Source organism: Eoetvoesiella sp. (assembly GCF_035555955.1).
Taxonomy (GTDB): Bacteria; Pseudomonadota; Gammaproteobacteria; order Burkholderiales; family Burkholderiaceae_B; genus Eoetvoesia.
In genome coordinates, this window is the sequence record NZ_DATMGA010000014.1 from 74,936 (window position 1) to 95,986 (window position 21,051).

Genomic DNA, 21,051 nt, shown 5'->3' on the forward strand with positions numbered 1-21,051 from the left:
AAGCGGATCGGGCGTCATTCGAAAAGGTCGCCTGTGCCGCTGGCCTTGGGGGCGGACAGGCCCAGGTGGCGCCAGGTGGTTTGCGTGGCCATGCGTCCGCGCGGGGTACGCTGCAAATAGCCGTGCTGGATGAGATAGGGCTCGATGACGTCTTCGATGGTGTCGCGCTCTTCGCCGATGGCGGCCGCCAGGCTGTCCACGCCAACCGGGCCGCCGTCGAACTTGTGGACGATGGCTTCGAGCAGCTTGCGATCCATGAGGTCCAGGCCCTGCGGGTCGACTTCCAGCATGGACAGGGCGGCGTTTGCGGTCTCGACGTTGATGACCCCGCTGTTCTTGACGTCGGCATAGTCGCGCACGCGGCGCAGCAGGCGGTTGGCGATGCGCGGCGTGCCGCGAGCCCGGCGCGCGATTTCGGCGGCGCCGTCCTGCGTGATGTCGACATTGAGCAGATGCGCGCTGCGCGTCACGATGCGGGTAAGGTCGCCGGTGTTGTAGAACTCCAGCCGCGACACGATGCCGAAGCGGTCGCGCAGCGGATTGGTAAGCATGCCGGCGCGCGTGGTGGCGCCCACCAGGGTGAACGGCTGCAGGTCGATCTTGACGCTGCGCGCGGCGGGGCCTTCACCGATGAGGATGTCGATTTGAAAGTCCTCGAGCGCCGGGTAGAGGATTTCCTCGACCACGGGCGACAGGCGGTGGATTTCATCGATGAACAGGACGTCGTTTTTTTCCAGATTGGTCAGCAAGGCGGCCAGATCGCCCGGACGCTCCAGGACGGGGCCCGAGGTCTGGCGCAATTGCACGCCCATTTCGTGCGCCACGATATGGGCCAGCGTGGTCTTGCCCAGGCCCGGCGGGCCGAACAGCAAAACGTGATCGAGCGATTCCTGGCGCATCTTCGCCGCGGCGATGAAGATTTCCAGTTGCTCGCGCACCCGGTTCTGGCCGACGTAGTCGTCGAGCATGCGCGGACGCAGGGCGCGTTCCACCGAGTCCTCGTTGGGCGAAATGCTTTGCGGGGCGACAAGGCGGGAAGCGCCAGCGGCGACGCTGGACAGGGGGTCGGAGTGTATGGCCATGGCTATCGGCTGCGGCAGGAAACGTTAGGGCAATCGTACACCATCAACCCCGCGACAGGGACTTCAGCGCCAGGCGTATGCCTTCCGACACCTCGACGCCTTCCGGCAGGCCTTTCAGAGCCGCCTGCGACTCGCTTTGCGAATAGCCCAGCGACAGCAGGGCGTTCAGGATGTCGTCCCGGCCCGAGGGCGGGCCGCCGCTTGCCGTGCCCAGGTCGGCGCCGAGCTTGCCGCGCAGTTCCAGCAGCAGCCGTTCGGCCGTCTTCTTGCCGATGCCGGGCACGCGGGTAAGGCGGCCGGTTTCTTGCTGGGTGACCGCGCTGGCCAGCTCTTCGGTCGTCATGCCCGACAGCACGGCCAGCGCCGTGCGCGCGCCGATGCCCGTAACCTTGATCAGGGCGCGGAAGGTGGCGCGTTCCTGGGCGGTGGAAAAACCGTACAGGATGTGGGCGTCTTCGCGCACCGCAAGATGGGTGAACAGAGTGGCCTTGGCGCCGGCTTCGGGCAGATTGTAAAGCGTGCTCATGGGCACGTCGATTTCATAGCCCACGCCGCCGACGTCGATGCATACGGTCGGGGGCGTTTTTTCCAGCAGGGTGCCGGTAATGCGTCCTATCATCGGAACGTCCTTAATATGTGTTAACAGGGCCTAACGAGTCAGGCGTCCGCCGCGCAGGCGCACGCTCTTGGTGCCTGGCAATTGGCCGCGTTGGGCCAGGCGGTCGACCATGGGGCCCACGTGCGCGTGGCATATGGCGCAGGCCAGCGCGTCGGCCGAGTCGGCGGCGGGCAGGCCGTCCAGGCTCAGCAAATGCTGCACCATGCGCTGCACCTGCTCTTTGGCCGCATGGCCGTTGCCGACCACCGATTTCTTGATCTGCAGCGCTGTGTATTCGTGAACCTGCAGCCGGCTGTCGGCCAGCGCGCACATGGCGGCGCCGCGCGCCTGGCCCAGCAGCAGGGTGGAGCTGGGGTTGGCGTTGACGAAGACTTTTTCCAGCGCGGACACCGTGGGCGAAGTCGTTTCCACGACCTCGCGGATATTGTCCAGTATGACTTTCAGGCGCTCGGCCAGGGGAAGGTCGGACGGCACGACGATGGTGCCGCTGGTGACATACTGCAGGCGCATGCCCTGGGCGTCCACGACGCCGAAGCCAGTGCGCCGCAAGCCCGGATCCACTCCCAGGATACGCATTGGCGCCTAGTGCCTGAAGTGCCGGGCGCCGGTGAAGACCATGGCGATGCCGCGCTCGTTGGCGGCCGCTATGACTTCGTCGTCGCGGATGCTGCCGCCCGGCTGGATGACGCAGGCGGCGCCCGCTTCGGCAACCACGTCCAGGCCGTCGCGGAAGGGGAAGAAGGCGTCGGAGGCCACCGCCGAGCCGGCCAGGCTCAGCCCGGCGTTCTCCGCCTTGATGGAGGCGATGCGCGCCGAGTCGATGCGGCTCATTTGCCCCGCGCCCACGCCGACGGTCATGCCGTCGGCCACGAAGATGATGGCATTGGACTTGACGTACTTGGCGACCTTCCAGGCGAACATGAGGTCGCGCATTTGCTGTTCGGTGGGGGCTTTTTTGGTGACGACCTTGAAGTCGGCCGGCGCGACCTGGTGGTCGTCCGGATTCTGCACCAGCCACCCGCCGCCGACGCGCTTGATGTCGAAGGCGTTGTGGGCTTCGCCCGGAGGGATTTCGAGCACGCGCACGTTTTTCTTGGCAGTGAAAATGGCCAGGGCTTCGGGCGAATAGGCGGGAGCCAGCAAGACCTCGACGAACTGTTGCGATGTGATGGCCTGGGCGGTTGCGGCGTCGACCGGACGGTTGAAGGCGATGATGCCGCCGAAGGCCGAGGTCGGGTCGGTCTTGAAGGCTTGCTGGTAGGCCAGCAGCGGGGTGTCGCCCACGGCCACGCCGCAGGGGTTGGCGTGCTTGACGATGACGCAGGCGCAGACGTCGAAGCTGCGCGCGCATTCCCAGGCGGCATCGGCGTCGGCGATGTTGTTGTAGGAAAGCTCTTTGCCCTGCAGTTGCCGGTAGCTGCCCAGTTGGCCGGCGCCCAGAGGCTGGTCGACATAGAAGGCGGCGGCCTGGTGCGGGTTTTCGCCGTAGCGCAAAGCCTGGTGCTGCTGCACCTGCACCGTGAGGGTGCGCGGCCAGGGCGAGCGTTCCGGGACAGCATCCTGCTGGGGTTCGGCCGTGGCCAGGCTGCTGAGGTAGGCGGCAATGGCACCGTCGTAGGCGGCCGTGTGCGCATAAACCTTGGTGGCCAGTTCCAGGCGCAGGGCGTACGAGGGCTGGCCCAGGGGCCCGTCCATATCGGCCAGCACGCGCGGGTAGTCGGCCGGGTCGATGACGCAGGTGACGCCGCCTTCCGGCGTGCCGTGGTTCTTGGCGGCGGCGCGCAGCATGGCCGGCCCGCCGATGTCGATGTTTTCGACGGCATCGGCAAATGTGCAGCCGGGCTTGGCGACGGTTTCGCGGAAGGGGTACAGGTTGACCACCAGCAGGTCGATGGGTTCGATGGCTTGTTCTTTCAGCGTGGCCAGGTGTTCGGCGCTGTCGCGGCGGGCCAGCAGGCCGCCGTGGATGCGCGGGTGCAGGGTCTTGACGCGGCCGTCCAGGATTTCGGGCGAGCCGGTGTGCTCGGCGACTTCGGTGACGGACAGGCCGGCTTGGGCCAGCAGCTTGGCTGTGCCTCCGGTGGACAGCAGGCGTACGCCGCGCTGGGCGAGCGCCTGGGCAAATTCGACAATACCGGTTTTATCCGAAACCGAAAGCAAAGCGGTGTGGGTTTTCATGTTGTGGTGGGAAGATAGGGAAGGAATCAGGGTTGAATATTGTGGGCCTGGAGCTTCTTGCGCAGGGTGCTGCGGGTGATGCCCAGCATTTCGGCGGCCTTGGACTGGTTGCCCTTGGCTTTTTCCAGTGCGACCTCCAGCACGGGGCGCTCGACGCAGTGGACGACCATGGAAAGGATGTCGTGCGGCTGCGAGTCGCCCAGGTCGTTGAAGTAGCGCTCAAGGTTGTCGCGTACGGACTGTTCCAGAAGGTTGGTATTGCTCATAGTGGGTGTTCGATGGTTTTTCTAATGCTTTAAGCTTTAATGCACGGATGTTCAGGCAGCCAGTGCTTGCGCAGCCTGCGGCCCGGCCGGCGTCGAAGGTGCGTGGCGGTCGAACCACTGCTCGAGGGCGCGTGTCTGGTCCGCCGTGCTGGTTGTCGTGTTGATGCAGTCCATAAGCGTTTTGTTGTCGGGCAGGCCGCCCAGGTACCAGCCAATATGCTTGCGCGCCGATCGTACGCCGGTGAATTCGCCGTAGAAACGGTAGTGATCTTCCAGGTGCTCGAGCAGGTGCACACGCAGCTCGCCGTAGGTGGGCGGAGCCAGGTATGTGCCTGTTTCGAGGAAATGGGCGATCTCGCGGAATATCCAGGGGCGGCCCTGCGCGGCCCGGCCGATCATGACGGCGTCGGCCCCCGTGTACTTTAATACGTATTGAGCTTTTGCGGGACTATCGATATCCCCATTGGCGATTACGGGTATGCCGACGGCTTGCTTGACCTCTTTGATCGTATTGTATTCGGCTTTGCCCTGGTACAGGTCGGCGCGCGTGCGGCCGTGCAGGGTCAGGGCGGCGATGCCCAGGCTTTCGGCCAGGGTGGCGATGCGGACGGCGTTGCGCGATTGCGCATCCCAGCCCGTGCGGGTCTTGAGGGTGACGGGAACCTCGTAGGGGCGGCAGGCCTGCACCACGCGGGCCAGGATTCTTGCGATCTTGTCCTCGTCGCGCAGCAGCGCCGAGCCCGATGCGACATTGCACACCTTTTTTACCGGGCAGCCCATGTTGATGTCGATGATGCGGGCGCCCTTCTCGATGTTGAAGACCGCGGCCTCGGCCATCATGTCCGGGTCGGCTCCGGCGATCTGCACGGCGATGGGGTCGATTTCGCCGGAGTGGTCGAGCCGGCGCGAGGTCTTGACGCTATTCCATAGCTGGGGGTTGCTGGCGGCCATTTCCGAAACCGCGTAGCCCGCGCCCAGGCGCTTGCATAACTGCCGGTACGGGCGGTCGGTCACCCCGGCCATGGGGGCGACGAAGACGGGATTGGGGAGTTGCCAGGAACCGATGCGCATCCGGCGATTTTAACCGCCCCCGACAAGTTGTGCCGGCCACGCGGTATTCTCTTTCGCCGCCGGGCCGTCCCAAGGCGAAAGGGCCCCCTTGGGGGGCAGCGAGCCGCGCGAGCGGCGCAGCGTGGGGGCAAACCTACGTGCGTAGTCCTTGCAGAAGGTGGCGGGCCAAGGGCTTGCGCAGCGCCGGCAGCAGGTCCAGGGCCAGCAGGCTGGCTCCGCTGGCATGCTCGACCAGGAGGTTGCGGGTGGAAAAGACACGCGGAAGGAAATCGGTGACCCCGGCGGTCAGCCAGCGGTCGTGCCGCCGGCGCCGGGCGAAGTCCTCCAGTACCGGCCGGGGGTCCTGCCGGGGCCGGCATAGCCATGGCGCCAGGGCTTGCGACAATTGGACGGCGTCGCGCAGCCCGAGGTTCAGCCCCTGTCCGGCAACGGGGTGCAGGGTTTGCGCGGCATTGCCGATGGCGATGGTGCAGGCGTTGACCAGCAGCGGCCCGGCATGCAGCGAAAGCGGAAAAATATGGCGCAGGCCCAGGCTGGAAAGGGCGCCCAGCCGATCGCCGAACGTGGCGGTAAGCGCCGCGCTGAATGCGGCATCGTCCAGGCGGCGCAGCGCTTCGGCATGATCCGGCGCGCAGCACCAGACCACGCCGTACAGATCGCCGCCCTGGGGGTGCGGCAGCAGGGCCAGGGGCCCCTGGTCGGTAAAGCGCTCGTAGGCCCAGCGCGCCATGGGCTGGCTGGCGCGCACCGTGGCAAGGACGGCATGCTGGTTGTATTCTCGCTGCAGTCCGTCGGGCTGGTGGCCGTCGGCCTGCACCGCCAGCGCGCTGACGATGTCCCGCCCCGCGGCGTTCAGGTGAGCCTGCCTGGCGGCCAGGGTGCGCACATACGGCGCTTCGATAAGTGTGACGCCGCTGGCGGCGAGCGCTTCATGCAACACGGCGACAAGATCGGGGTAGGCGACGACGCTGCCCAGGCGCGGTACGCCCATCTCGTCGTGGCGGATCAGCGTGCGGCCCAGGCGGCCGCGCTGCGAGACGTGCACGGTTTCGATGCTGGCCGCCTTGTTCGGCCAGGCGTTCAATTGTTCCAGCAGCATGCGGCTGCCATGATTCATCGCCAGGGAACGCGGGTCGGGCGAGTTGTCGGGCACGGGGAGGCCGCCGGCCTCGGTATCGTCCTGGAAATGCTTGCCGATAAGCGCTATTCGCCCCGGGTCGGGGGCATGGCGCGCCAGCAACAGGGCCAGGGCGCTCCCCACGGGGCCGGCCCCGGTTATGGCAATATCGAATTCTGGATTATCCATGGATTGGCCCGCTCAACTACAATGCTTGCAATTGTAGGTTTTTTGGCGCGGCACCGCGCGCCTCGCGGCAAGCGCGAACGGCTCCGCCGCCGCACTGCGGCCCGGTTTTTTCACGATTGCGGTATTTCTTCATAGAAGCATTCCTCATGAACTCTACGGATATTTCGGCGGGCGCGACGGCCCTGGGTGCCGAGGCGGCCACGCAGGGCGGGCCTGTCCCGCATCGGGGCAAGCTCGCCGTGGCCGTGCTGGCGGCATTGCTGGGTGTGGTGGGTGGCCATTGGTGGTATTTGCGGCGCCGCTGGGCCTGGCTGTTCACGGCGGTGTCCTGCGTGCTCATCGTCCTGGCGGCACGTTCTCCGGTGTGGTGGGACAACCCGCCGTTCCTGCTGCTTTTCATTCCTCTTACCGAGGGCTTCATCGAGTCGCTGATCTTCTCCCTCAAGCCGGACGAGAAGTTCGATGCCCGCTACAACCCTGGATCGGGGCGGCGCACGGCGACGCGTTGGGGGCCGATCCTGGTCGCCATCCTGGTGACGCTGGTGGGGTCGGCGGTCGTCATCTTCGGCATTTCGCTGGCGATCATGCATATCTACATAGCCATGGGCTGGCTGGATGGCTTCGTCCTTTAAGACCTGCATGGCGTCAAACCGCCGGGGCGGCGGGGCAATTTCCCCTCGAGAGGCAAGCACCCGGCGCGCGGGCGGCGGTGTTCGGGGTATTGTTTTAAACTAGCTGCAATCTGCCTAATCTGCTTTTTCTGGATTCGTACCAATGGATTTGATCGGCTGGCTAACACCCTGGGAATTTTCTCCATCCTTGGTGTTGATGTTCGTCGTGGCCGGCGCGTTGTTCCTGCGCGGCACCCGGGTGCATCGCGTCGGCGTTGCGCGCCAGGCGCTGTTCTGGACGGGGTTTATCTTTTTATACCTGTCCCTGCACACCCGCGTCGACTATTATGCCGAGCGCCTGTTCTTCGCTCATCGCATCCAGCATCTGGTGCTGCACCATCTTGGGCCGTTGCTTATCATGGGCGCTTACTCGGGGCAGGTGCTGCGCGCCGGGCTGCCGGTCGAGGCAAGGCGCTGGCTGCGCCGGTTTTGCGCCAGCCCCGCCGGCCGTTTGGCAACCGGGGTGTTGACCAACAAGTTCCTGGTGCCTTTCCTGTTCGTGTTCCTGGTGCTGGTGTGGCTGGTTCCCAGCGTGCAGTTCTATTCCATGCTCGACTGGCGCCTGTACCGTTTGATGAACTGGTCTGTGGTGATCAGCGGCTTCATGTACTGGAACCTCATCCTCGACCGTCGTCCCAGTCCGCCCGCGGTCATGGCGCCGGGGGCGCGGATCATCTCGCCGGTCATCACGATGGTGCCGCAAATGGTGGTTGGAGCCATCATCACGTTCACCGAGCACGACATCTACCCCGTCTTCGATTTGTGCGGCCGGGCCATACCCGGCATGTCCGCGGTCACCGACCAGTCCATAGGCGGCCTTACCATGTGGGTACTGGCCGGCTTCATCGAAGTGTTCGGCTTGCTGTTCGCGCTGGCTACCCTGATGCGCCTGTCGGGCAAGGGGCGCTTGCCCCAAAAAACCTTGCACGCCCAGGCCAAGGGTCAGGCCGCGGCAGCGGGAGCATAGCCGTGGCCGGCATGCGGCGTCGTATCGCATGGATGCCGGCGGCTGCGCTGCGCGCTACGCTGGCGGCGATGGCGTTCGGGCTGGGCGCGGCCCATGCCCAGCCCATGGGCATTCCCAGCATGGGGGCGGCGTCGGGCGCCGAGCTTTCCCCGTCGCTCGAGCACACGCTGGGCGAGGCCATCATGGAACAGGGCCGGCGCGACCCCACCTACATCAACGATCCCGACGTCAACCAATACCTGACCGCGCTGGGCCGCAAGCTGGCGGCGGCCGCGCCCGCGCCGGGGCCGTCGCAGCCCATTACCGTCTTTGCCGTGCGCGATCCCCAGATCAACGCCTTCGCCCTGCCGGGCGGCTATATCGGCGTCAATAGCGGCCTGGTGGTGTCCTCCAAGGACGAGTCCGAACTGGCTTCGGTGGTGGCGCACGAAATTGGGCATATCCTGCAGCGCCATATTGCGCGCGGCATGACGCAGCAGTCGCAAACAGGTCACATCATGATCGCCTCGGTGGCGGCGGCCCTGCTGGCCGCGCTGGCCGGCAGCGGCGACCTGGCCATGGGCGTGGCGGCCTTCGGCCAGGCGGCCGCCGTCGACCGGCAACTGGGCTTTTCCAGGCAGGCCGAGCAGGAAGCCGATCGTGTGGGGTTCGACATGCTGCGCAAGGCGGGCTTCGACCCCAACGGCATGGCCGAAATGTTCAGCCAGTTGATGAATGCCTCGCGGCTCAATGAAGGGGCGGGCGGAGGCTCTTTCGCCAGCACCCACCCTTTGTCCATCCAGCGCTTGTCGGATATCCAGAACCGGATCCGCGAAATCCCCGCCGTCCATCATCATGACAGCGATTCCTACTGGTATGTGCGCGCCAAGCTGCGCGCGCTGCAGTCGCGCGATCCGGGCCTGCAGCGCAGCATGGCCGGTTTCTTCAAGCAAGAGATCCGCGACGGCTCGGCCGTCGCCCGATCGGCGGCCTGGTACGGCCAGGCCTATGCCGCCTGGACCGAGAAGGATTGGGCGACGGCCCAATCGGCCTTGAACAATGCCCGCAAGGACGGCGTCAATTCCCCTGAAATCTCCAGTCTCGATGTATTGCTGCAGATCGACCGGGGCCAGGCGGACTCGGCCTACGACGAAGCCCGCAAGGCCTGGGCGCGCTGGCCCGGAAACCAGGGCGTGGCGCTTGCCATGGTCGAGGCCATGCACAAGACCGGTCATGACAAAGAGGCCGTGCCGTTCATCAAGGCGCGCGCCGCGCAATGGCCCGACCAGCCCCGCTTCAATCAATTGCTGGCGCAAAGCTACGAAAATCTGGGCCAGCAGGTCGAGGCGCGCCGCGCCATGGCCGACTACTACGTCAAGGTCGGCGCGCTGCCCACCGCCGTCGAACTGCTGACGCAGGCCAGGTCGATGAGCAAGGACTTCTACACGCAGTCCGAGCTGGACGTGCAAATACGCACTCTCAAGCAAAAATTGAAGTCCGACCGCGAGCTGCTTGAACGATTCAAGTAAAGGCTTCCGGCTTTTTGCCGGAGCGTGCCGCGAGGCAACAGGCGTGCAGTCCGGAAGGTGGAATGCAGCAAGGCCTGCGCCCGCTCGGGGCCGTCAAAGCCGCGTTTCGAAGTAACGGGCCAGGCGGGCGGGCAGCCAGCCCAGATAGCCCGGGAACGAGCCGGTCACGAAGCCGGCGTGTCCCCCCTCGGCGGGCTGGTGCAGCAGCACATGATCGGAGCAGTCGGCGGTGCCGGGCAGCGAGGGTTCGGGCACGAACGGGTCGTTGCGCGCGTTGAGCACCAGGGCGGGAATCATCAACTCTTTGAGCCAGGGCTTGCTGGAGGCGCGTGTCCAGTAGTCCAGCGCGTTCTTGTAGCCGTGCATGGGTGCGGTATACATGTCGTCGAAGTCGCGCAGGGTGCGGACATGGCCCAGCTTGTAGATGTCCACCGTGCCGGGAAAACGTCTGGCTTTTTCGTACACCTTGTGCTTCATGCTTTTAAGAAAGTAGCGGGTGTAAAAATAGCGGCCCGCGAAGGTGTCGGACAGGCTGCTTCCCGAGGCGGCCAGATCCAACGGCACCGATATGGCGGCGCACGAAGCCAGCCTGCCGGCCATTTCGGGGCGTTCGCCCAGGTACTTGAGCATGGCGTTGCCGCCCATGGAGACTCCCGCCGCGTGCCATTTGGCGTGCGGGACGCGTGCCATGGCCGTACTGAACATGAAGCCGATGTCTTCCGAGTCGCCCGAATAGTATGCCCGCGCCATCCGGTTCATGAAGCCCGAGCAACTGCGAAAATGCGCCACCACCACGATCCAGCCGCGCGCCCGGAAATACTGGGCGATGGCTTGCGCGTAATGGCTTTTGCTGCTGCCCTCGAGCCCGTGGAACAGGATGAGGGCGGGGGTGTTCGGCGTGTCCGGAATGCCGGCCCAGTCGGAGTCCTGCATCCAGCGCCGCGCGGCCGTGGGGGCAAGCCCGGGGTCGGGGCTTGCCGGCGTGTTGCCCGCCGTCTTGTCGGAAAACAGTCCGGGCGCGGCCCAGTCGAAATCGATGAAATCGCCGTCGGGGGTGTTGACGCGCTCGCGAACGAATGAGATCCGGTGATAGCGTGCCGCCAATGCGCCGTAGATGGTCTGCATATGGCGTCCGGGCAGCCAGAATGGCTGGGGGCAGGCGGAGGAGTCTATCTGGGCGGTCACAGGCCGTTGGCGATGTTATGGAAAAGGCGGCGAAAGGAAAGGGGCGGGCATTGGGTGGCTTGCCCGCCGGAGGCGGCGATCAGGGTCTGATGCTTGCTGGCGAACCGAAGCCCGGCTCAGTGGCCATGCACGTGCTCGCCATCCTTGAGCTGGTAGGTGGCGCTGCAGTAGGGGCACGACGCGCGGCCGGTCTTGACCACCTCGATGTAGACCCTGGGGTGCATGGACCAGAGCGGCGCCTTGGGGCCCGGGCAATAGACGGGCAGGTCGGCGGCTTCGACGAAGATGACGTCGTCGTGGGGGGAGTGAGTGTGTTCTGCACGGCTCATGGCGGTTCCTGCTGGTAAAGAGATGTTGTAGCCGGGGCTCAGACCTTGGTCAGCCAGTGATGGTATTTGGCGTTGCGGCCATTGACCACATCGAAAAACGCTTTTTGCAGTTTTTCGGTAACGGGGCCGCGGCTGCCCTGGCCGATGACGCGCCGGTCGATTTCGCGGATGGGCGTGACCTCGGCGGCGGTGCCCGTGAAGAAGGCTTCGTCGGCGATGTACAGATCGTCGCGGGTAAGGCGCCGGGTAATGACCTTGATGCCCAGGTCGGCGGCAATCGCGTGCAGCGAACTGCGCGTGATGCCGGTCAGCGCGGAGGCGATTTCGGGCTCATGCAGCACGCCGTCCTTGACGATGAAGATGTTTTCGCCCGACCCTTCGGCAACGAAGCCGTCGGTGTCCAGCAGGATGGCTTCGTCGTAGCCGTGGTCGAGCGCCTCGGCGTTGGCCAGGATGGAGTTGGCATAGGTGCTGGCCACTTTGGCGCGTGGCATGGTGACGTTCACGTGCTGGCGCGCATAAGAGGCTATTTTTACCCGTATGCCCTGTTTCAGGGCTTCTTCGCCCAAATAGGCGCCCCACGACCAGGCGGCGATGGCCACGTGCACCTTGGCGCCCTTGGGGGAGACCCCCATTTTTTCCGAGCCGTAGAAGGCCAGGGGACGTATGTAGCAGGATTCCAGGCCGTTCTTGCGCACGGCCTCGCACTGTGCCTGCATGATGGTTTCGCGGTCGTACGGGATTTGCATTTGGTAGATGTGCGCCGAATTGAAGAGCCGGTTGGTGTGGTCCTCGAGGCGGAATATGGCGGTGCCCAGTTCGGTGTTGTAGGCGCGCACCCCTTCGAAAACGGCCAGGCCGTAGTGCAAGGAGTGGGTAAGAACGTGGGTCGTGGCATTGCGCCAGGGAACCAGTTCACCGTCATACCAGATAAAACCATCCCGATCGGACATCGACATAATGCTCTCCCAAAAAGAAGCCGTCATTGTAGCAAGCGGCGGGCCTATACAATAGCAATAGCCGATCGTGCCGTGGCGGATTTTGCGCCGCGGCACCGTGCAGCATGCCTTTGCCGGCCGTAATTGGACGCGCTGGATTCCATTTCTCAATTCGTGGGGTGTTTTCGTTGCCGGCGCGGTTCGCTTCCTTCCTGCCTGCGCCTGGCTCCAAAGCCAGGCAAAGCTTCATGACCGGCCTGCGCGAGGTGACGCCGGCGCTCATTGCCACGAGCATCTGGGCCTTCGTGACCGGCATCGCTATGGTCAAGGCCGGCATGACCGAGGGCATGGCCTCGTTGATGACCTTGCTGGTCTATGCCGGCTCGGCCCAGCTTACGGCCCTGCCCCTGATGGTGGCCGGCGCGCCCTTGTGGCTGATTTTCGCCGCCGGCGCGGTGGTGAACATCCGCTTCGTCATCTTCGGCGCCGCGCTGCAGCCGTATTTCCGCCACTATCCTTGGGGCAAGCGCCTGGCGCTGGGGTTCTGGTGCAGCGATATTTCCTTCGTGCTGTTCATGACGCGCTATGGCGACGATACCCACAAGAAGGGGACTTCCGAGCAGCTCTGGTATTACCTGGGCGTCATCGTTCCCGGCTGGTTCTCGTGGCAGGCGCTGTCACTGCTGGGCATCTACGTGGGGGGGATCGTGCCCGATACCTGGGGGCTGGATTTCGCCGCCACGCTGGCGCTCATGATCATCACGCTGCCCCTGGTGACGTCCCGGCCCATGGCCGTGTGCGTGCTGGTGGCCGGCGCCGTGGCGTGGCTGGGCCAGCCCCTGCCGTTGCGCCTTGGGCTGGCCGCGGCGGTCGTGAGCGGCATCGTCTCGGGCGTGGCGGCCGAGTACTTTCACTCGAAGAAGGCGGCGCGATGAGTAGCGGCATGGACTCCTACTGGTATGTGCTGGCCGCCACCGGCTTGTTGCTGCTGGTCAGCGTTCTGACGCGGGCCGGCTATTTCGTGTTCGGCGACCACCTGCCTTTGCCCGATGGCGTGCGGCGCGCCCTGCGCTACGCTCCGGCGGCGGCCCTGACCGGCATCGTGGTGCCTGAATTGTTGCCCTGGGAGGGCGGGTTGGCCGCATTCGTCGGCATTCCGGTTCTGGCCGCCATAGTGGCCGTCATGATGTTCTGGCGTACCCGCAACAGCATTCTCGTCATCGTCGGCGGCATGATTGCCTACTGGATACTGAACGCGGCGGCGTGGCTCCTGGGCTGAACAGGCGGGCGGGAGATGAAAGGCCCCCACGCTGCGCCGCTAGCGCGGCTTGCTGCCCCCCATGGGGGCGCTTTTGCCTTGGGACGGCCCGGCGGCAAAAGAATGCCCCCACGCTGCGCCGCTGACGCGGCATTCGTGGAAAATTAACGACACTAAGGGCTTGCCCGGATGGCCGATTATCAAACTTGGGTGCCGCTGCGCTAAAATAATAGGGTTATCAAAGCCTGGCCGGGGTTTCCTGGCCTCAGGCGCCATCCATTTTCAATGACAGAACCTACCACAACTTCCGACACACCCGCCGCCACTTTTTCCGACTTTGGCCTGCATCCTGGTCTTTTGCAGGCCGTTGCCGCCACCGGCTATACCACCCCCACACCCATCCAGGCCCAGGCTATTCCTGTCGTCATCCAGGGGCGTGATGTCATGGGGGCCGCGCAAACGGGAACCGGCAAGACCGCCGCTTTCACGCTGCCCATCCTGCATCGCCTCATGCGGCATGCCAATACCAGCGCTTCGCCCGCCCGCCATCCGGTGCGCGCCCTTATCCTGACTCCTACGCGCGAGTTGGCCGACCAGGTGTCCGACAGCGTGATCCAGTACAGCCAGTTCGTGCCGCTGCGATCCGCCGTGGTGTTCGGCGGGGTCGACATCAGCCCGCAACGCGATGCCCTGCGCCGCGGCTGCGAGGTGCTTATCGCCACGCCAGGCCGTTTGCTCGACCATATCGAGCAGAAAAACGTCAATCTGGGCCAAGTGGACGTGCTGGTGCTGGACGAAGCCGACCGCATGCTCGACATGGGCTTTCTGCCCGATCTCGAGCGCATCGTGCGGCTGCTGCCGGCCAGCCGCCAGACCCTGCTGTTCTCCGCCACCTTCAGCAACGAGATCCGCAAGCTGGGACGCAGCAGCCTCAAGCTTCCGGTCGAAATCGAAGTGGCGGCGCGCAATGCCACGGCCGACACGGTCACCCAGATCGCCTACCAGTTGTCCGGCGCCGACAAGCGCGCGGCGGTGGTGCAACTGGTCAAGTCGCGCGGGCTGAACCAGGTCATCGTTTTTTCCAACACCAAGATCGGCACCAGCCGCCTGGCCCGCCAGTTGGTGCAGGACGGCGTCAAGGCCGAGTCGATCCATGGCGATAAAAGCCAGCAAGACCGCATGAAGGCGCTGGAAGCCTTCAAGGCGGGCGAGCTCGAGGTCCTGGTCGCCACCGACGTGGCGGCGCGGGGCCTGGACGTGGCCGGCGTGCCTTGCGTCATCAATTACGACCTTCCCTACAACGCCGAAGACTATGTGCACCGCATCGGCCGTACCGGCCGGGCCGGCGCCAGCGGCGAAGCCATTGCCTTGTTCACGCTGGAAGAAGAGCGCTTCCTGCTCGACATCGAAAAGCTCATCAAGGCCAAGATCCCGCGCGGCACGCTGTCGCTGCCGCCCCGCGCCAATGTGCATTCCCACGTGGGCCATGGCCGCGAGCGCGGCGCGCGCGGCAACGCGTATTCCCGCGACAACGGTTCCAGCCGAAAGCCCATCGACGAGTTCTTCCTGAAGCCCTACGTGCCGTCGCCCTCGTCCTCGACGCCAGCGGTTCAGCCGTCCAGCCGCAAGCCGGCCGGGCAGGCCAGCCGCAAATCGGTGGGCATTCTGCTGGGCGGCAGCCGCTGACAGACCGCGCCGGCAAGCTGCCCGGTGTGCGGTGCGGCTGGTTCGCTACCGGCTTCGGTGCCTGAACCGGCCAGCGGCAGCACAAGCCTTGCGGGCCGTTCGGGCTCCGGGGCATTGCCCCGAACCCGCCGCCGCGCAGTCTACATATCTTCCAGCAAAGGCCGCAGCAATGGCGGCCCGCCGACTATCGCCGGCGAATCTTCGCCCAGGCGGGTCAGCAGTTTTTCCAGATGGCCGGGGTAGGGCAGCATGGGTCCGTAGAACAGGTTCGCGCCTGCGCTTTGGACGAGCAGCGTCGGAAAGTTCTCGACGTCGTCGTCGCCCAGGAGCTCGGGATTTTCTTCGATATCCACCCAGATGAATGTATGGCCGGGAAACTGGCCGGCCAGCGCCTCGAAACCGGGTTGGTATTGCCTGCAGGTGTCGCACCATTCGGCGCAGTAGCAGACGACCAGCAGGCCTTCGTGCCCGGCAAGCCGCGAGCGCAGCGCCGGAAGATCAAGCAAGGGATTGAATGTAGGCATCGAAGCAAAGTAGGCGAGGTTTGATTATCATAGTTGCATGTGTATTTTCAGGCGTGATCCATGAGCGATTTCGACATTGCGGTGCGTCCGGCGGGGCCGGCTCCGGTCACAGGCCTGGCGGCCGTGGGGCTGGCGTTCAGGCGAGCCCTGGTTTCGCAGTGCCATCCCAAAATGCTGCTGCTGGTGTTCATGCCTTTTCTCATTGCGCTGATGGGAGCCATTATATTGCTGTGGGCCTTCTGGTCGCCGCTCACGCACTGGCTCAATACCCAGGCCATGGATTGGGGCATCGTCAACAGCGTCGATCAATGGATGCTGGGCATCGGCCTGTTTTCCATCAAGCTGTACCTCATTCCCTTGTTGGCCGCCGGCATATTGCTGCCGCTGTCGGGCATCCTGGGGCTGGTCATCGCGGCCATATTCGTCATGCCCCTGGTCTTGCGGCATCTCGACGCCCGCGAATACCAGGGGGTGGCGCGCCGGGGCGAACACGCCACGGTGGTGGGAGGCTGGAACGCGCTGTGGGTGACCTGCATTTTCGTGGCGGGCTGGCTTGTCACCATGCCTTTGTGGCTGATTCCTCCTTTGCCCGTCGTCCTGCCGGTCTTCTGGTGGGCTTTCGCCTTCTCGCGCATGCTGCGAGTGGATGCGCTGGTCGAGCACGCCACCGGCCAGGAACGCCGATACCTGTGGCGCCGCCATAACCGCAAGTACTGGGCCATGGGCCTGATTCTCTCGCTCATCAATCTGTTCCCGCCGGCATGGCTGATCCTGCCGGTATTTTCGGCGCTGGTCTTTGCGCACTTCAGCCTCGAGGCGCTACGCCAGTTGCGCCACGAAACCCCTTAGAAATACAGGATTCCATGACTTCACTCGTTCCTCCCCGTGTACGCTTGCTCATCATCGGCGACGAAATCCTTTCCGGAAGACGCCAGGACAAGCATTTCGCCAAGATGGTCGAACTGCTTTCCCAGCGCGGCATGCAACTGGGCGGAGCCGAGTTCGTTTCCGACGACCAGGATGAAATCGCTTCGGTCCTGTCGCGCAGCTTCTCCAGCGACGATATCGTGTTCAGCTGCGGCGGCATCGGCGCCACGCCCGATGATCGCACCCGTCAGGCGGCGGCGCAGGCGCTGGGGGTAGGCCTGGCGCTTCACCCCGAGGCCGAACGTCTTATCGCCGAGCGCTGCGCGGACAACGCCCGCCGGGGGCAGGGCAGTGCCGACATGTCGTTGCCCGAAAACCAGCAGCGACTGAACATGGGGGTCTTCCCCGTCGGGGCCGAGATCGTGCCCAACCCCTATAACAAGATCCCGGGTTTTTACATCCGCAACCATACGTTCATGCCTGGCTTTCCCGTGATGGCCTGGCCCATGATGGAATGGACGCTGGATACCCGCTACAAGCAGTGGCATCACCGCACGACCCGCGTCGAGCACTCGTTCCTGGTATTCAGCCTGCCCGAGTCGCGCATTACCCCCGCCATGGAAGAGCTCGAGCGCAAATGGCCCGGCGTCAAGGCTTTCAGTCTGCCCAGCATGGGCGACGTGCCCACCCCCCATATCGACCTGGGCGTCAAGGGCGAGCCCGAAGCGGCGGCCCAGGCCTTGGCGTATTTGCGCGGCGAGGTCGAAAGAATGGGAGGCAGGCTGACGCCGCCGCAAAAATAATACTTGCCGGCGGTAGTGTTTTTTCATATTATGGGATTGTTGCATTGCGCCATTTTTTGCCATGTCCCGAACTACCGCATTCCAGCCGGCAATGCCGGCCACGACGCCATTCAATGGTTCCGCCATTACCATCCAGGTGCTCGAACGCGCCATGTTGCTGCTCGACGTGCTGGCCCGGCAAAGCGAACCCGTCGCCTTGAAGAACCTGGCGGCGGCCACCGGCCTGCATACGTCCACCACCCACCGCATTCTCAACGACCTGGTCGTCGGGCGCTATGTCGAGCGCGTCGACAGCGGCCTGTACCAATTGGGCATGCGCCTGCTGGAGCTGGGTTCGCTGGTGAAGGGGCGGTTGAATGTCCGTGAGGCTGCGCAGGACTATATGCGCGAGCTGCACAAAATCACGGGCCAGACGATCAACCTGGCCATCCAGCAGGGCGACGAAATCGTGTATGTGGAGCGTTCCTGGAGCGAGCGGTCGGGCATGCAGGTGGTGCGCGCCATCGGCGGCCGCGCGCCCTTGCACCTGACTTCCACCGGCAAGCTCTTCCTGTCGGTCAGCGACCCGCGCCAGGTCAAGGCCTACATCATGCGCACCGGACTGGCCGGCACCACGCGCAACAGCATCACACAGGCCGATCAGCTCGAGCGCGACCTGGCTCTCGTGCGCCGCCACGGCTATTCGCGCGACAACGAAGAACTGGAGCTGGGCGTGCGCTGCATAGCCGCTGGCGTGTACGACGACACCGGCAAATTGCAAGCGGGCCTGTCCATTTCGGCGCCGGCCGAGCGCATGCGTGACGAATGGATTTCCCTGCTGCAGGACACTGCCGCGAAGATTTCCGAAACCCTAGGCTACGAGGGCAAGGCCTGACCGGTTGCGCTGTTCATCCGCCATTCGTTTTCCTCCGGGCCACGATGCATCCCCGGTGTGGCGGCGCCCATGGCATGAAATACCGGCCCAGCCGAGTCCGCTCCGGCGCCATGGAAACTCGCAGCATTTTTGCTTTCCGCAATCGATCTCCCTGCTATTTCAGGATTTCTAGCCTCTTGTTTTGATTGAAATTTCCTTTTCGGTAATATTTTTGTTGCGTTGCAATAAAAATAGGTTGACATCGAAATCGATTCGGGTACAATTTCAATTGTTGCGATGCAGCAATGAAGGTTTTCACGCAATGGCTGTAATTTGCTTAGCCTTCTGTCGATATTCTTTGAGCCCGATTCGGTTCGATTTTTCAGCCGGCCACAAGCCTGCCCTACATGAAGGAAATGAAATGAGCGCTATCCCCCAACAAGTTATTGCCAGCCAAAAAGCGTCGCTGGACAAGCTCCTCGCCGTTCAAGGCACTTTTTTCGGCGGCTTCGAAAAGCTGGTCGACCTGAACCTGAAGGTCCTCAAGGCCACTCTTGACGAAGTTGCCCAGAAGTCCCAGGAAGCCATCGAAGTCAAGGATCCCCAGGAAGCCCTGGCCTTTGCTTCGGCCCTGACCCAACCCAATGCCGAAAAGGCCGTGGCTTACAGCAAGCATGTCTACGACATCGTGTCGGGCGTGCAAGCCGATCTGTCCAAGCTGGCTGAAGAGCAGATCGCCAACGGTCAACAGCAGGTTTCGGAAGCCATCGAGCAGTTCGCCAAGAACGCGCCCACCGGTTCGGAAAGCGCCGTGGCCCTGCTGAAGTCGTCGCTGGCCACCGCCACCAGCGCCTACGAATCGGTTGCCAAGGCTTCCAAGCAAGCCAAGGAAGCCGCCGAGTCGAACATCGCCGCCGCCACGAACGCCACGTTCAAGGCTGCTTCCGATGTCGCCGAAGCGTCGAACAAGGCCGCCACGCGCACTCGCCGCGCTTCGTAAGCAAGGTTTGCCTGCGGCGCAGAGCCCGCCTCACGATCTTTACGAGGCGGGCAAACATGCCGCACGGGCCCGTCGCCCGTCAAGACGAAAAAATTCCCCGAAGGACAAGCTCCCCGGGGAATTTTTTTATGCCTGTTGAGGCGGCGCAGGCCTGAAAAGCTCAGCGTTTTTGGGCGATGGCCCGGACGCATTCGCCGATGAGCACGGGACCGCGATAGATTAGCCCGGTGTAGAGCTGCACGGCGTTGGCGCCGGCGGCGATTTTTTCCTGGGCTTGCCGGCCGTTCGAGATGCCGCCGACGCCGATGATGGCGTAGTCGGCCCCCAGTTGATGGCGCAGCCGTTCGATGACGGCCAGCGACAGTTCGTGCACCGGCGGCCCCGAAAGCCCGCCGGGTTCCGCCGCATGGGGCAGGCCCTGGACGCGTTCGCGCGACAGGGTGGTGTTGGTGGCGATGACGCCGTCGATTTCAAAATGATGCAGGGCGCTGGCGATGATGTCGATCTGGTCGTGGGTAAGGTCGGGGGCGATCTTCACCGCCATGGGCACGTGCCGGCCGTGCTGGTCGGCCAGGGCCCGGCGTCGTTCCTGCAGCGGTCCCAGCAGGCTGGCGAGCTCTTGGTTGCGCTGCAGGGTACGCAGGTTTTGCGTATTGGGCGACGAAATATTGATGGTGATGTAGTCGGCGTGCGGGTACACGCCGTCCAGGCAGGACAGGTAATCGTCCACTGCGCGCTCGATGGGCGTGGCGGCGTTCTTGCCGATGTTCAGCCCCAGCGTGCCGCCTTGCTGGCGCCATTCGCTGGCCTGCACGTTCTGCACGAAGGCATCCAGGCCAGTATTGTTGAATCCCATGCGGTTGATCAGCGCGCTGGCCCGCGGCAGGCGGAACAGGCGCGGCTTGGGATTGCCGGTCTGGGGCTTGGGTGTTACGGTGCCCACCTCGATGAAGCCGAAGCCCAGTTGCCCCAGGGCGTCGACGTGGGCGCCGTTCTTGTCCAGCCCGGCCGCAAGCCCCACCGGGTTGCGCAGCGTCAGCCCCATCAGCGTGGTGGGCAGCGCCGGGCTGGCGGACAGCAGTTTGCGGGTAAGGCGGCAGTCGTAGGCCTTTTGCAATGACGATAGCGTGAGTTCGTGAGCGGTTTCGGCGTCCAGGGAAAATAGCGCCGAACGCGCCAGCGAATAGGAATGGAATAACAGGGACATTATTTTAAGAAGAGATCCACTGGCCGTTCAGCAGGATTTGATGCGGCTCGAATTGCGATTTATATGCCATTTTACGGCTTTCCTGGATCCAGTACCCCAAGTACAGCCAGGGCAGGTTCATGGCCTTGCAGCGGTCTATTTGCCACAGGATGCCGTAGGTGCCCAGGCTGCCCGCGACGCCGGGGTCGAAAAAGGTATATACCGCCGACAGGCCCGAGTCGAGGATGTCGATGAGCGACACCATTTGCAACTGCCCCTCGGGGGTACGGAATTCGATGAGGGTGGAATTGACGCGGCTGGAAAGCAGGAATTGCGTGTACTGGTTCTGGCAGTCGTCGTCCATGCCGGCGCCCGGATGGCGCGCCGTGACGTAGCGGCTGTACAGCTCGAAGTGCTCGGGGTTGAAGATGAGCGGACGGTTTTGCGCTGTCAGGCTTTTATGCCGGTTCCATGCCTTGCGCTGGCTGCGCGTGGGGACGAATGCGTCGACCTCGACCCGGATGGGTTTGCAGGCCTGGCAGGTGTCGCAATGGGGGCGGTAGGTAAACAGCCCGCTGCGCCGGAAGCCCTGTTCGACAAGCTGCGAGTAGGTGTGCGTATCGATGAGATGCGAGGGGGCCGCGACCTGCGAACGGGCCTCGTGGTTTTCCAGGTAGCTGCACGGGTAAGACGCAGTCGAATAAAACTGCAGAGTCTTGAATTTAAGGTCGGTTGGGTGGCTCATGGTCTTGCC

Annotated in this window: 24 protein-coding genes; 10 read left to right on the forward strand and 14 right to left on the reverse strand. The window is 64.1% G+C overall.

Annotated features, from left to right (window positions below):
• Positions 1 to 14: 14 nt before the first annotated feature.
• The 7 genes from ruvB to VNT00_RS03735 all read right to left on the reverse strand — a co-directional run bounded on the left by ruvB (position 15) and on the right by VNT00_RS03735 (position 6,522).
• Positions 15 to 1,082 (reverse strand): Holliday junction branch migration DNA helicase RuvB, encoded by a 1,068-nt coding sequence (gene ruvB / locus VNT00_RS03705; RefSeq protein ID WP_325584646.1) that lies wholly within the window; start codon positions 1,080 to 1,082, stop codon positions 15 to 17.
• A 43-nt stretch (positions 1,083 to 1,125) separates the two neighbouring features.
• Positions 1,126 to 1,701, reverse strand: a complete 576-nt coding sequence (ruvA, locus tag VNT00_RS03710; RefSeq protein ID WP_325584648.1) for a Holliday junction branch migration protein RuvA — start codon at positions 1,699 to 1,701, stop codon at positions 1,126 to 1,128.
• 30 nt (positions 1,702 to 1,731) lie between these two features.
• Complete coding sequence (ruvC, locus tag VNT00_RS03715; RefSeq protein ID WP_325584650.1) at positions 1,732 to 2,277, reverse strand: crossover junction endodeoxyribonuclease RuvC; 546 nt, start codon at positions 2,275 to 2,277, stop codon at positions 1,732 to 1,734.
• A gap of 6 nt (positions 2,278 to 2,283) precedes the next feature.
• Positions 2,284 to 3,879: a bifunctional phosphoribosylaminoimidazolecarboxamide formyltransferase/IMP cyclohydrolase gene (gene purH / locus VNT00_RS03720; protein WP_325584652.1), complete on the reverse strand. Its 1,596-nt coding sequence runs from the start codon at positions 3,877 to 3,879 to the stop codon at positions 2,284 to 2,286.
• A 26-nt stretch (positions 3,880 to 3,905) separates the two neighbouring features.
• Positions 3,906 to 4,145 (reverse strand): helix-turn-helix domain-containing protein, encoded by a 240-nt coding sequence (locus tag VNT00_RS03725; RefSeq protein WP_325584654.1) that lies wholly within the window; start codon positions 4,143 to 4,145, stop codon positions 3,906 to 3,908.
• A gap of 51 nt (positions 4,146 to 4,196) precedes the next feature.
• Complete coding sequence (gene dusB, locus VNT00_RS03730) at positions 4,197 to 5,216, reverse strand: tRNA dihydrouridine synthase DusB (protein ID WP_325584656.1); 1,020 nt, start codon at positions 5,214 to 5,216, stop codon at positions 4,197 to 4,199.
• A 133-nt stretch (positions 5,217 to 5,349) separates the two neighbouring features.
• Complete coding sequence (locus VNT00_RS03735; RefSeq protein ID WP_325584658.1) at positions 5,350 to 6,522, reverse strand: FAD-dependent monooxygenase; 1,173 nt, start codon at positions 6,520 to 6,522, stop codon at positions 5,350 to 5,352.
• Between the two features lie 146 nt (positions 6,523 to 6,668).
• On the opposite strand from VNT00_RS03735, the gene VNT00_RS03740 reads away from it, so the two are divergent.
• The 3 genes from VNT00_RS03740 (at position 6,669) to VNT00_RS03750 (ending at position 9,668) form a co-directional block, all read left to right on the forward strand.
• A complete protein-coding gene (locus tag VNT00_RS03740) occupies positions 6,669 to 7,154 on the forward strand; it encodes a hypothetical protein (protein WP_325584660.1) in 486 nt (161 codons plus the stop codon).
• Positions 7,155 to 7,296: 142 nt separating this feature from the next.
• Positions 7,297 to 8,160: a cytochrome c oxidase assembly protein gene (locus VNT00_RS03745; RefSeq protein ID WP_325584662.1), complete on the forward strand. Its 864-nt coding sequence runs from the start codon at positions 7,297 to 7,299 to the stop codon at positions 8,158 to 8,160.
• A gap of 11 nt (positions 8,161 to 8,171) precedes the next feature.
• The gene (locus VNT00_RS03750) at positions 8,172 to 9,668 is read left to right on the forward strand and encodes a M48 family metalloprotease (protein ID WP_325584664.1); all 1,497 of its coding nucleotides are present in this window, start codon (positions 8,172 to 8,174) and stop codon (positions 9,666 to 9,668) included.
• A gap of 93 nt (positions 9,669 to 9,761) precedes the next feature.
• Here the strand turns inward: VNT00_RS03750 and VNT00_RS03755 are convergent, their stop codons facing one another.
• The 3 genes from VNT00_RS03755 to VNT00_RS03765 all read right to left on the reverse strand — a co-directional run bounded on the left by VNT00_RS03755 (position 9,762) and on the right by VNT00_RS03765 (position 12,141).
• Positions 9,762 to 10,793, reverse strand: coding sequence for a YheT family hydrolase (locus VNT00_RS03755; protein ID WP_325584666.1), 1,032 nt, complete (start codon positions 10,791 to 10,793; stop codon positions 9,762 to 9,764).
• 176 nt (positions 10,794 to 10,969) lie between these two features.
• Entirely contained in the window at positions 10,970 to 11,182 is a 213-nt protein-coding gene (locus VNT00_RS03760) for a zinc-finger domain-containing protein (protein WP_325584668.1), read from the reverse strand.
• 38 nt (positions 11,183 to 11,220) lie between these two features.
• A complete protein-coding gene (locus tag VNT00_RS03765; RefSeq protein WP_325584670.1) occupies positions 11,221 to 12,141 on the reverse strand; it encodes a branched-chain amino acid transaminase in 921 nt (306 codons plus the stop codon).
• A gap of 227 nt (positions 12,142 to 12,368) precedes the next feature.
• On the opposite strand from VNT00_RS03765, the gene VNT00_RS03770 reads away from it, so the two are divergent.
• The 3 genes from VNT00_RS03770 to VNT00_RS03780 all read left to right on the forward strand — a co-directional run bounded on the left by VNT00_RS03770 (position 12,369) and on the right by VNT00_RS03780 (position 15,064).
• Positions 12,369 to 13,055, forward strand: a complete 687-nt coding sequence (locus tag VNT00_RS03770; RefSeq protein ID WP_325584672.1) for an AzlC family ABC transporter permease — start codon at positions 12,369 to 12,371, stop codon at positions 13,053 to 13,055.
• Positions 13,052 to 13,399: an AzlD domain-containing protein gene (locus VNT00_RS03775; protein WP_325584674.1), complete on the forward strand. Its 348-nt coding sequence runs from the start codon at positions 13,052 to 13,054 to the stop codon at positions 13,397 to 13,399. The genes VNT00_RS03770 and VNT00_RS03775 overlap by 4 nt, the downstream gene beginning before the upstream one ends.
• Before the next feature lie 264 nt (positions 13,400 to 13,663).
• A complete protein-coding gene (locus tag VNT00_RS03780; RefSeq protein ID WP_325584676.1) occupies positions 13,664 to 15,064 on the forward strand; it encodes a DEAD/DEAH box helicase in 1,401 nt (466 codons plus the stop codon).
• 140 nt (positions 15,065 to 15,204) lie between these two features.
• Here the strand turns inward: VNT00_RS03780 and VNT00_RS03785 are convergent, their stop codons facing one another.
• The gene (locus tag VNT00_RS03785) at positions 15,205 to 15,588 is read right to left on the reverse strand and encodes a thioredoxin family protein (protein ID WP_325584678.1); all 384 of its coding nucleotides are present in this window, start codon (positions 15,586 to 15,588) and stop codon (positions 15,205 to 15,207) included.
• A 60-nt stretch (positions 15,589 to 15,648) separates the two neighbouring features.
• On the opposite strand from VNT00_RS03785, the gene VNT00_RS03790 reads away from it, so the two are divergent.
• From VNT00_RS03790 to VNT00_RS03800, 3 genes are all read left to right on the forward strand, one after another.
• Positions 15,649 to 16,437 (forward strand): EI24 domain-containing protein, encoded by a 789-nt coding sequence (locus VNT00_RS03790; protein ID WP_325584680.1) that lies wholly within the window; start codon positions 15,649 to 15,651, stop codon positions 16,435 to 16,437.
• Positions 16,438 to 16,451: 14 nt separating this feature from the next.
• A complete protein-coding gene (locus tag VNT00_RS03795) occupies positions 16,452 to 17,258 on the forward strand; it encodes a competence/damage-inducible protein A (RefSeq protein ID WP_325584682.1) in 807 nt (268 codons plus the stop codon).
• A gap of 91 nt (positions 17,259 to 17,349) precedes the next feature.
• On the forward strand, positions 17,350 to 18,132 hold the full coding sequence (locus VNT00_RS03800) for an IclR family transcriptional regulator (protein WP_325584832.1): 783 nt from the start codon (positions 17,350 to 17,352) through the stop codon (positions 18,130 to 18,132).
• Here VNT00_RS03800 and VNT00_RS03805 read toward each other — a convergent pair.
• Positions 18,114 to 18,434 carry a hypothetical protein gene (locus VNT00_RS03805; RefSeq protein WP_325584684.1) on the reverse strand — a complete coding sequence of 107 codons (321 nt, stop codon included), beginning with the start codon at positions 18,432 to 18,434 and terminating at the stop codon, positions 18,114 to 18,116. The genes VNT00_RS03800 and VNT00_RS03805 overlap by 19 nt on opposite strands.
• A 98-nt stretch (positions 18,435 to 18,532) precedes the next feature.
• On the opposite strand from VNT00_RS03805, the gene phaP reads away from it, so the two are divergent.
• On the forward strand, positions 18,533 to 19,111 hold the full coding sequence (gene phaP, locus VNT00_RS03810) for a TIGR01841 family phasin (protein WP_325584686.1): 579 nt from the start codon (positions 18,533 to 18,535) through the stop codon (positions 19,109 to 19,111).
• Between the two features lie 160 nt (positions 19,112 to 19,271).
• On the opposite strand, the gene VNT00_RS03815 is transcribed toward phaP, so the two are convergent.
• Both VNT00_RS03815 and VNT00_RS03820 read right to left on the reverse strand, forming a co-directional pair.
• Entirely contained in the window at positions 19,272 to 20,318 is a 1,047-nt protein-coding gene (locus tag VNT00_RS03815) for a quinone-dependent dihydroorotate dehydrogenase (RefSeq protein WP_325584688.1), read from the reverse strand.
• Between the two features lie 4 nt (positions 20,319 to 20,322).
• Positions 20,323 to 21,042 carry an arginyltransferase gene (locus tag VNT00_RS03820; RefSeq protein ID WP_325584690.1) on the reverse strand — a complete coding sequence of 240 codons (720 nt, stop codon included), beginning with the start codon at positions 21,040 to 21,042 and terminating at the stop codon, positions 20,323 to 20,325.
• Between the last annotated feature and the right edge of the window lie 9 nt (positions 21,043 to 21,051).

Coding starts and splice junctions, on each gene's coding strand:
- ruvB (WP_325584646.1), bottom strand. CDS start 1,082: ATGGCCATACACTCCGACCCCCTGTCCAGCGTCGCCGCTGGCGCTTCC.
- ruvA (WP_325584648.1), bottom strand. CDS start 1,701: ATGATAGGACGCATTACCGGCACCCTGCTGGAAAAAACGCCCCCGACC.
- ruvC (WP_325584650.1), bottom strand. CDS start 2,277: ATGCGTATCCTGGGAGTGGATCCGGGCTTGCGGCGCACTGGCTTCGGC.
- purH (WP_325584652.1), bottom strand. CDS start 3,879: ATGAAAACCCACACCGCTTTGCTTTCGGTTTCGGATAAAACCGGTATT.
- VNT00_RS03725 (WP_325584654.1), bottom strand. CDS start 4,145: ATGAGCAATACCAACCTTCTGGAACAGTCCGTACGCGACAACCTTGAG.
- dusB (WP_325584656.1), bottom strand. CDS start 5,216: ATGCGCATCGGTTCCTGGCAACTCCCCAATCCCGTCTTCGTCGCCCCC.
- VNT00_RS03735 (WP_325584658.1), bottom strand. CDS start 6,522: ATGGATAATCCAGAATTCGATATTGCCATAACCGGGGCCGGCCCCGTG.
- VNT00_RS03740 (WP_325584660.1), top strand. CDS start 6,669: ATGAACTCTACGGATATTTCGGCGGGCGCGACGGCCCTGGGTGCCGAG.
- VNT00_RS03745 (WP_325584662.1), top strand. CDS start 7,297: ATGGATTTGATCGGCTGGCTAACACCCTGGGAATTTTCTCCATCCTTG.
- VNT00_RS03750 (WP_325584664.1), top strand. CDS start 8,172: ATGCGGCGTCGTATCGCATGGATGCCGGCGGCTGCGCTGCGCGCTACG.
- VNT00_RS03755 (WP_325584666.1), bottom strand. CDS start 10,793: ATGCAGACCATCTACGGCGCATTGGCGGCACGCTATCACCGGATCTCA.
- VNT00_RS03760 (WP_325584668.1), bottom strand. CDS start 11,182: ATGAGCCGTGCAGAACACACTCACTCCCCCCACGACGACGTCATCTTC.
- VNT00_RS03765 (WP_325584670.1), bottom strand. CDS start 12,141: ATGTCGATGTCCGATCGGGATGGTTTTATCTGGTATGACGGTGAACTG.
- VNT00_RS03770 (WP_325584672.1), top strand. CDS start 12,369: ATGACCGGCCTGCGCGAGGTGACGCCGGCGCTCATTGCCACGAGCATC.
- VNT00_RS03775 (WP_325584674.1), top strand. CDS start 13,052: ATGAGTAGCGGCATGGACTCCTACTGGTATGTGCTGGCCGCCACCGGC.
- VNT00_RS03780 (WP_325584676.1), top strand. CDS start 13,664: ATGACAGAACCTACCACAACTTCCGACACACCCGCCGCCACTTTTTCC.
- VNT00_RS03785 (WP_325584678.1), bottom strand. CDS start 15,588: ATGCCTACATTCAATCCCTTGCTTGATCTTCCGGCGCTGCGCTCGCGG.
- VNT00_RS03790 (WP_325584680.1), top strand. CDS start 15,649: ATGAGCGATTTCGACATTGCGGTGCGTCCGGCGGGGCCGGCTCCGGTC.
- VNT00_RS03795 (WP_325584682.1), top strand. CDS start 16,452: ATGACTTCACTCGTTCCTCCCCGTGTACGCTTGCTCATCATCGGCGAC.
- VNT00_RS03800 (WP_325584832.1), top strand. CDS start 17,350: ATGCCGGCCACGACGCCATTCAATGGTTCCGCCATTACCATCCAGGTG.
- phaP (WP_325584686.1), top strand. CDS start 18,533: ATGAGCGCTATCCCCCAACAAGTTATTGCCAGCCAAAAAGCGTCGCTG.
- VNT00_RS03815 (WP_325584688.1), bottom strand. CDS start 20,318: ATGTCCCTGTTATTCCATTCCTATTCGCTGGCGCGTTCGGCGCTATTT.
- VNT00_RS03820 (WP_325584690.1), bottom strand. CDS start 21,042: ATGAGCCACCCAACCGACCTTAAATTCAAGACTCTGCAGTTTTATTCG.